The sequence below is a fragment of the Enterococcus eurekensis genome, from assembly GCF_042654605.1.
GTDB lineage: Bacteria > Bacillota > Bacilli > Lactobacillales > Enterococcaceae > Enterococcus_I > Enterococcus_I eurekensis.
This window is the reverse complement of sequence record NZ_JBHSGT010000060.1, coordinates 49,742-55,741: the sequence shown is the minus strand read 5'-3', so window position 1 is coordinate 55,741 and position 6,000 is coordinate 49,742. Positions and strand designations below refer to the sequence as shown.

Annotated in this window: 5 protein-coding genes; 3 read left to right on the top strand and 2 right to left on the bottom strand. The window is 36.0% G+C overall.

The genetic code is table 11. The features are described 5' to 3' along the window. Positions 1-298: 298 nt before the first annotated feature. Positions 299-733, top strand: coding sequence for a GNAT family N-acetyltransferase (locus tag ACFO3L_RS09840; RefSeq protein WP_379966740.1), 435 nt, complete (start codon positions 299-301; stop codon positions 731-733). Positions 734-1,023: 290 nt separating this feature from the next. Here ACFO3L_RS09840 and ACFO3L_RS09835 read toward each other — a convergent pair whose 3' ends face one another. Next, on the bottom strand, positions 1,024-1,503 hold the full coding sequence (locus ACFO3L_RS09835) for a GNAT family N-acetyltransferase (RefSeq protein ID WP_379966737.1): 480 nt from the start codon (positions 1,501-1,503) through the stop codon (positions 1,024-1,026). Positions 1,504-1,655: 152 nt separating this feature from the next. On the opposite strand from ACFO3L_RS09835, the gene ACFO3L_RS09830 reads away from it, so the two are divergent. Then, on the top strand, positions 1,656-3,425 hold the full coding sequence (locus ACFO3L_RS09830; RefSeq protein ID WP_379966734.1) for a glycerophosphoryl diester phosphodiesterase membrane domain-containing protein: 1,770 nt from the start codon (positions 1,656-1,658) through the stop codon (positions 3,423-3,425). A gap of 156 nt (positions 3,426-3,581) precedes the next feature. After that, on the top strand, positions 3,582-5,258 hold the full coding sequence (locus tag ACFO3L_RS09825) for a formate--tetrahydrofolate ligase (protein ID WP_379966731.1): 1,677 nt from the start codon (positions 3,582-3,584) through the stop codon (positions 5,256-5,258). A 118-nt stretch (positions 5,259-5,376) separates the two neighbouring features. On the opposite strand, the gene ACFO3L_RS09820 is transcribed toward ACFO3L_RS09825, so the two are convergent. Next, positions 5,377-5,844 carry a YehR family lipoprotein gene (locus tag ACFO3L_RS09820; protein ID WP_379966728.1) on the bottom strand — a complete coding sequence of 156 codons (468 nt, stop codon included), beginning with the start codon at positions 5,842-5,844 and terminating at the stop codon, positions 5,377-5,379. Positions 5,845-6,000 lie beyond the last annotated feature (156 nt).

Here is a 6,000-nt window from a genome sequence, read left to right as displayed (position 1 = left end):
AAAGTAATTGTAAGCTGCCGTGAGGCAGTTTCACATGGTTTTAATTAAAAGTATGAATTATTCAGGATTAAAAAATTTAATTAAAAATGAGGATGATACACCTTTCCCTGCTTTAACTCAAATCGAGGTGTATGGTAAAGAAATTGTATAGTAATGGTAGTGTTGTTAGTTTTAACACGTAAGAAATGGTAAAATTACCAATAATTGGATAAAAGAAAAACAAGGTTTTATGAAATTAGTAGAGGCTTGTTTTTTTTCGAACAGAAATGTATGATACCTTTAAAAAGGGGCATAATCAATGATTAGAGAATTAAGATTACAAGATACCAAGTATATTCAGCAACTTAATGAAAAGTCATTAGGCTACACTTTTTCATTAGAAGAGACGACTAAAAAAATCATCCGAATTTTGGATGATAGTTTTCATCATACTGTAATTGTCTATGAAGATTCAGAAACCAAAGAAGTAATTGGCTATATTCATGCAGAAATATATGAAACACTTTATTTTCCAACGATGCTAAATATTTTGGCACTAGCTGTCAATCAGAAAAAACAACGAAATGGTGTCGGTTCAAAATTAATGTTAGCTTTAGAAGAGGAAGCAAGAAAACAATCGATTTTGACGATTCGACTAAACTCAGGAGCTACTAGAGTAGAAGCACATTCTTTTTATTATAGTTTAGGCTATGATAGTGAGAAATTACAAAAAAGATTGATGAAAAGTCTTTGATTTAGCCTGCTTATTTAAATGATAGATGCTCTTTTATATGTTCAATGAAAAGTGAATGGGACACTGTTGCTAGTACTATAGGCTTGGATTTAGTAAGTTACTTTTTGTTAACGTTTTTTTCATAAAATCGTTTGAATCTGAACACAAATAATTCATATTTTATGTCTATTATATAGACATACCAACAAACAACCCTTAAATACTTTTTCATTTTATTTACCTCTTCCAAGTAAATAAACTCCCAAAGAAAACAACCGTTGAACGATTTTTCGTTTGACGGTTGTTTTTATTTATTCATTTTTTCGAGTATACAGATGACAATCAAAATCAGAAAGGTATTGGACGGGTGCAAAGTTTAAATTTTGGAGTAGTTGTTGGCTAATTTGATTGTTTTTAGGAACTAAGCAAACAATCTCCAGTGCTGGATAATGGTTTTGTAAGTAAGGTAAGAAAGTTGTCAAAGCTTCATGCATAAAGCCTTGTTTTTGATACTCTGGTTGTGTGGCAAAAGAGAGTGCTAATGTTTTGTCTCGATAAGTGACCGTAAGATCGCCAATTAATGCTTGTTTTTCTTTTAGAATTAAAGCGATACGTATTTGTTTTTCTAGTGGATGATTTTTTGGCTCCGTTAAAAATAAATCGAGCTCGTCAAAAAGGGTCATTTCATGATCTGGATGAGAGGCAATTGTTGGATGATGGCGAGAATGCAAGTGACTGTAATCTTGTAGCTGAAAGGGTCGTAGAAATAAGCGCGCGGTTTCAAGCAACATGGCAATTCATCCTTTCTCTTGATTTGTTTTAACAGTAGCACAGAGTGGGATAAAAAACGAATGATAACCACGATTTCCCTAGGTTAAATTTCGTATTATTTTAAAATAATTGTTATAATAATGGGAGAGCGGTACTAAAGGAGGAATGCCTGATGATACTCAATCAATTGAAACAAAGTATCCATCAAGTTCGAAAAAATTTACAACTGTACATCGAAAGTGTCTTTTTCTTACGAATGTTACGAGTGGTCATCGCGATGCCATTATTATCCTATCTATTTTTGCAAATTTTAAAAGTAACCGGCCTTTCAAGTATCACTGAAAATACGATTTTTGAAATTTTTAGTAATCCCGTTGCCATTATCGTTTTACTATTACTTGGTTTGACGAGTGTCTTTTTTATTTATTACGAGCAAGCTTATTATTTTATGTTAGCTCATTTACAAGATACGCAAGAACCGTATAACTTACGAACAATTATCAAAAAACTTAATCGAAAAACACGTTATTTTATTCATATTCAAAGTTTCATTTTTTTTATTTACTTTCTTTTAATTCTACCAATTGCTTCAATTGGGATGAGTCCGGGATTGGCGAATAATTTGTACATTCCTCACTTTATTACGGATGAACTGATGAAGTTTCAAGGTGGTTGGCTTTTATATTTTGCTCTTTTGTTCTTGATTTTATATATCAGTCTGCGTTTCATTTTTGTTGTTCCTTATTTTGTCATCGAAGAAAAAGCAACCATTTTTCAAGCAGTCAAAAAAAGTTGGTTCGCTACTCGTAAAAAGAGTTTGGTACATTTCGTCTACTTACTAGTGATTGTCGGTTTGTATGGTTTACTACTGGCTGTGACGACCGGGATCTTATTAGTCCCTTTAATGATTGTTGAACGAATCTTGCCAATCGCAGCTCCAATTGTTGCTGGGGTGACGCTAAGTTTCTTACAAATCATTGTCTTTTTTTCCTTTGGTTTTTTACAAGGGATCTTTGCGATTGTCTTATATCGTTTAGCGTATAACAAAACAGCGGAATCCCCCGTCATGGTAGGTGGGACAAAGGGCTTTTTCGTGATGCGTTGGTCTAAATGGTTTTACGCAATCCTAGCGGTCGCTTTTATTAGTACGGTTGTAGGTAACACGGTTTCGTTGACGAAGATCTTATATCAACCAAAGACGCAAATTATCGCACATCGCGGCTATATGGTAGAAGGAGTCGAAAATACGATTGGTTCATTAAAAGCAGCCAAATATGCGAATGCGGATTTTGTCGAAATGGATGTCCAACAAACAAAAGATTTAGAGTTTGTGGTGATTCATGATGCGAATTTAGGACGCTTAGCGAACCGCTCTGATCAGGTCAAAGATTTAACATTAGCTGAGTTACAAAAAATTCAAGTTTCAGCCGGTGGTTTTACCGATTATATTCCTTCATTTGAAGAGTATTTGACGGTTGCAAAGGACATCGATATGAAATTGCTTGTCGAGCTGAAATTACATGGTAGTGAGTCAGCTGATATGGAGGAACGGTTTGTCAAAATGTTACAAGAAGCGAACGTCACGGAAGAATATATTGTTCAGTCACTCGATGAATCAACGATTTCACGGATCAAAGAACTCGATCCTGAAATTCGTACGGGCTATTTAGTTGCTTTAAATATTGGTAATTTGCCTAAAACATCGGCTGATATTGTTGTGATTGAGGAGTTTTCATTAAATAGTCGTTTAATTGAACAAGCCCGTGACCAAGGAAAAGGAATTGCTGTTTGGACGGTTAATCGCGAAGAGCTTGTCCGTCGGGCATTTGGTTTCAATTTGGATGGGATTATTACAAATGAGCCAAGTCAGGCTTATCAAATTCGTGACACATTTGACCAAGAGCGAACATTAGCCCAACGTGTTAAAGAATTATTAGAATAATTGTTAAAGTCGTATATTTTTAATATAAATGATAGAAATAATCGGATTTAAATGAGAATATTTGTCATTTCAGCAAAAAAGACTTGAAATGTCTTGCGATTTTGATTAATACTAGAAGGTAATAAGGAATGTTAACCAAAAGGGAGTTTGATAAAGATGGCTTTTTTATCCGATATTGAAATTGCAACAAATGCAAGAATGCAACCAATTCAATCAATCATTGAGAATTTAGGGGTATCAGAGGATAATTATGATTTGTATGGGAAATATAAAGCAAAACTAAATATCCGTAGTTTGGAACAACTTGAGGAACGACCAAATGGGAAATTAATTTTAGTCACTGCGATTACGCCAACGCCTGCGGGTGAAGGTAAAACGACAACTTCGGTCGGACTGGCAGATGGTTTATCGGCCATTGGCAAAAATGCAATGTTGGCCCTTAGAGAGCCTTCTTTAGGTCCTGTTTTTGGGATGAAAGGTGGGGCAGCAGGTGGTGGTTACGCGCAAGTTGTTCCGATGGAAGATATTAATTTACATTTTACCGGTGATTTCCATGCAATTAGTTCAGCTAACAACCTGTTAGCAGCGCTGTTAGATAATCATATTCATCATGGCAATGCTTTGCAAATTGATTCGCGTCGCATTACTTGGAAACGCGTGGTGGATATGAATGATCGCCAGTTACGTCATATTGTAAATGGACTTCAAGGAAAAGCTAACGGTGTACCAAGAGAAGATGGTTTTGATATAACAGTTGCCTCTGAGATGATGGCGATTTTATGTTTAGCCAATAACATCACGGATTTAAAAGAAAAATTAGCCAAAATTATTGTCGGTTATAACTATCAGGCACAACCAATTACTGCTGGTGACTTAAAAGCAATTGGTGCGTTAGCAGCTCTTTTAAAAGATGCGATTCATCCTAATATTGTCCAAACATTGGAACAAACACCGGCTTTAATTCATGGTGGTCCTTTTGCGAACATTGCTCACGGCTGTAATAGTATTTTAGCGACGAAAATGGCTCTGAAGTATGCTGATTACTGTGTAACAGAAGCTGGTTTCGGTGGCGATTTAGGTGCTGAAAAGTTCATCGATATCAAATGTCGCATCGCTGATTTAAAACCGGATGCCGTTGTCTTAGTTGCAACAATTCGTGCTTTAAAAATGCATGGTGGCGTGGCGAAAGCAGAACTAGGAACAGAAAATATTGATGCTGTCTTAGCCGGTTTACCGAATTTAGAACGTCATTTGCATAACATGCAAGAAACATTTGGCTTGCCTGTTGTCGTGGCGGTTAATCAGTTCCCAACTGATACCGCAGCTGAACTGGAAGCTATCCAAGTGGCCTGCCAGGCACGAGGTGTTGACGTTGTGATTTCAGAAGTTTGGGAAAAAGGTGGCGCTGGCGGGGTGGCCTTGGCTGAGAAAGTTGTGGAACTCGCTGAAAAAGAAAATCATTTCCAATTTTCTTATGACTTAGAAGATGCGATTGAAGAAAAATTGAATAAGATTGTTCAAAAAGTCTATGGGGGAACAAAAGCTGTTTTAACACCAACTGCACGTTTTGAAATGAAAGAATTAGAACGTTTAGGCTTTGGCGATTACCCAATTTGTATGGCAAAAACACAATATTCATTCTCCGATAACCCAACACTAATTGGTGCACCAACCGATTTTGATGTGACGATCCGCCAGTTAAAAGTCTCTGCAGGTGCCGGATTTATTGTCGCATTAACAGGGGCGATGATGACGATGCCAGGCTTACCTAAAGTACCAGCCGCAGAGGGCATTGATTTAGATGCGGATGGGAATATTAGTGGTTTATTTTAAGCGATACCTAAAATATTCATAGACAAATATAAATCCCATGAGATCAATGGTTTTAATCAATTGATTTCATAGGATTTTTTCTATTTTAAGATTTTGGGGTAAAAACGATTATGTCTTATTATTTTTTCTCTGTAAATCCTTGTTCTAGGAGCATTTCTTCTGAGCGTTTCAAGCTGATACCATTTGACACATCGCCTTCAAAGACCATCCCGGCAATATCACGAATTTCTTCGACATCAGCGACAGAATAATCAATTTCCACAACTTCAACTAAATGATCTTCTTTATAATCAATTTTTTCAGTGAGTCCATCATGTCCTTGATACTCTGCGGCAATGGGATCAAGGATGGCTTGGGCGTCTTCTTTTGTTGTTACGCCAAGACTCGTATAAGGCATCGTGTTAATCGTTTTTTGATGAGTTACCTTATCCCCTTCATAAGTAAAAATCATTTCGACATTCATGCTAGGATCTTCCTTGACATACGTTTTTGACTTGGAAGAAGCTCCCCCGCTACAAGCAGCAAATACTACAGTAACAAATAACAATAATAAGCTAAAAAAGGCTTTTTTCATTGGTCGTTTCATTCGAATCGCCTCGCTTTCATATAATAAATGTATAATTTTAAGTGTATCACGTCAATTTTACTGCTTAAAATTTTCAAATTGCATAGAAGGAAATAAAAGCGATTGATACTGTTTTTTTATCATTGAGAACGGTACAATATAGAAAACGTTTGCTTA

Bases quoted from the DNA above. Each gene is read 5' to 3' on its own strand.
- ACFO3L_RS09840 (WP_379966740.1), top strand. From the start codon at position 299: ATGATTAGAGAATTAAGATTACAAGATACCAAGTATATTCAGCAACTT.
- ACFO3L_RS09820 (WP_379966728.1), bottom strand. From the start codon at position 5,844: ATGAAACGACCAATGAAAAAAGCCTTTTTTAGCTTATTATTGTTATTT.
- ACFO3L_RS09830 (WP_379966734.1), top strand. From the start codon at position 1,656: ATGATACTCAATCAATTGAAACAAAGTATCCATCAAGTTCGAAAAAAT.
- ACFO3L_RS09825 (WP_379966731.1), top strand. From the start codon at position 3,582: ATGGCTTTTTTATCCGATATTGAAATTGCAACAAATGCAAGAATGCAA.
- ACFO3L_RS09835 (WP_379966737.1), bottom strand. From the start codon at position 1,503: ATGTTGCTTGAAACCGCGCGCTTATTTCTACGACCCTTTCAGCTACAA.